Here is a 2,309-nt window from a genome sequence, read left to right as displayed (position 1 = left end):
GTTGTTTTACCTACAAACAAAAACTAAAGAACCGACTACAGATTAAGTGACGAGACAGTAAATCTTTCTATTTAAATAGAAGTAACAGAATTTGATTGCTAATTGAACAAAGCGTAATCTTCGATAACAATTTAGTTACTTTTTAATCAACGTTCTCATCTTCATATATAAGTTTCTTCTTATAAATAGACTTAACTATTGATATTAATATTATGAACAAAGATCACACTAAAAGTAATTTAATTTCTTTTAATGAATTTTTATTATCTAATCCGCTTATTTTGTCTATAGAATTGCGGCAGATGTGCACTGCTTATAATTTAATATAACAGTAGTGAAATCCTATATAACTTAATACTTCTATATGATCAGTTGGAACTTTCCTTATGTTTTTTACCGACTTCGCTCGAAGACCAATCGATGAAAATAACCCAAGCGGCTCTAATCCTAATGGTTCTGAGGATTTTGACGAAATTAAACGTCAAATAAACAACCTGAATAAAGTCACAGGGAGAGTCTCGTGGAAAACGGTTCAAACACTCTCAAAAAAGATCTTGAGTACCCAAGCGAAAGACCTACGTTGTTGCTGTTACTTTACCGTTGCGTCAACCTATAACGACGGCTTAAGAGGCCTTGTTGAAGGGTTAAACTCAATACTTGATGTGTGTGTCGTATATTGGTTCAACGCGTATCCAGAGCATTCAAAGTCAAAGGCACGAATGAGCGCTATTGAATGGATGGTAGAGCATACTGAAAAACGAATTAATAAGCATCGGGCGTTACCAGAAGAGCTTCCATTGATAGAGGCAGCACATCAATTATGCTTGAGGATTGAGGAAGAGCTTCGTCTTCATTACGGTATTGAAGCGCCGTCATTAGGTCGCATTCGCCGTATTTTGAATCAATGGATTGAGCAGATAAAAGAACAACAAATTGCGGCTGAGTTACGCGAGAAAAAACAAGCCAACACTAGCGCTCCTGCAGCAACGCAGAAGGCACCTGAAATTAAAGTGAATGTGTCTCCCTCTCCCTCACCGGTGTCATCACCCAACCTAAATAGCCAAGAGAAAGCATCACCGGCAAAGTCTGGTCGATTTATGATCTACTTCGTTATTGGTTTGATTGTTACTGCGATATGTTCACATTTCATGTACGAGCAACAACGTTATCGAACATTGGAGCAAAAAATTAATCAAGCTTCACTTAATGAACTTGTAAATTTGGTCGCCTCGTTAGATTACGAAAATAAAAAATATGCTCAGTCATTGAAAACGCAGGCCATTAATCGTGTCGATATTATGATGAATAACTGGTTTTTAGACTCGGCAAAAGTAAGTAACGTCAGCGAGCTCGATAGCTTGACCAATGAATTAATCGCAATCTATCCGGATTCGTCTTCTGCACAGCAGCTACGTCAAAACTTTTTGACACAGAGCGCCCATTTAGAAGACCAGTTTATGGATGTTTATAAGCGATTCTCAGACGCAAGAACGGTGTTTGCCAACGTAGCTAGACAGAATGTAGATAAGAACTCTGAAAAGGCGTACGAATACAGTAACTCGTTATTCCCGCTTTTAGGTCGTATTGAATACGCTGAAAAGTATTCACAGCAAAAGGAAATTGACCGCGCAACCCTTTTACTGAACATCTACCTATATAAATTGAGTCAGCTACAAGCTGAAAAAACTGACAATAAATAACAATACAATTAAAGAAGTTTTAGGCTTATGTTCAAACAAAAACTGTTTAGAAATCCAGTGGTGATTTCTACTATATTGATGTTTTTAGTGGTTGCAATTATCACCACTATTTATCTGCTTTTTCTTGACGAAATCGATCAACTTTATCTTTGGCTGACCCTTGGTGCTATCGCCATTGTTTACGTCACTTTTCAATTCACATTATGGTTGAAGAAAAAGAACAACGCTAAAGCTCAACATTTGGAAACCGAGGAAGAAGCACTTTCTATGGTTATCCAGCCTCTTCTTGCTAACTCAGGCAAGAAACCAATTTACCTGATGCTTGGTAATAAAGGGTCAGGGCGACGTCAATTTTTATTTAATTCTAGTGCAATTAAACCGATGGATCGCACTAGAACCGCTAAGAATGACTTTTTTGAATGGTACGAATCTGACAGCGCTGTGTACATCAAACCAGACCAACGCTTAGTGTTCCAGGAAGTATCAAGCAGTGATGCTTCTTTATGGAATACGTTCATTGAAGAAGTTATTCATCATCGACCTCGAAAGCCATTTTCTGGGTGTCTATTCTTCACCGATTTCGAGTTCATGATCGTCTCTGAACCAGAA

At 37.8% G+C, this 2,309-nt stretch carries 1 protein-coding gene and 1 pseudogene; both read left to right on the top strand.

Features of this window, described 5'->3' with window-relative positions:
* Positions 1-386: 386 nt before the first annotated feature.
* A complete protein-coding gene (locus IQR33_RS03610) occupies positions 387-1,700 on the top strand; it encodes a type VI secretion system ImpA family N-terminal domain-containing protein (RefSeq protein WP_017633754.1) in 1,314 nt (437 codons plus the stop codon).
* 27 nt (positions 1,701-1,727) lie between these two features.
* A pseudogene (locus IQR33_RS03605) lies at positions 1,728-2,309 on the top strand (type VI secretion system membrane subunit TssM); the annotation flags it as partial.

Origin of the sequence: Vibrio sp. OPT46, from assembly GCF_015163535.1 — a bacterium.
In the GTDB taxonomy this organism is placed as follows: Bacteria; Pseudomonadota; Gammaproteobacteria; order Enterobacterales; family Vibrionaceae; genus Vibrio; species Vibrio alginolyticus.
Note: the sequence above shows the minus strand (reverse complement) of the source record. Positions and strands in the feature narration are given on the sequence as shown.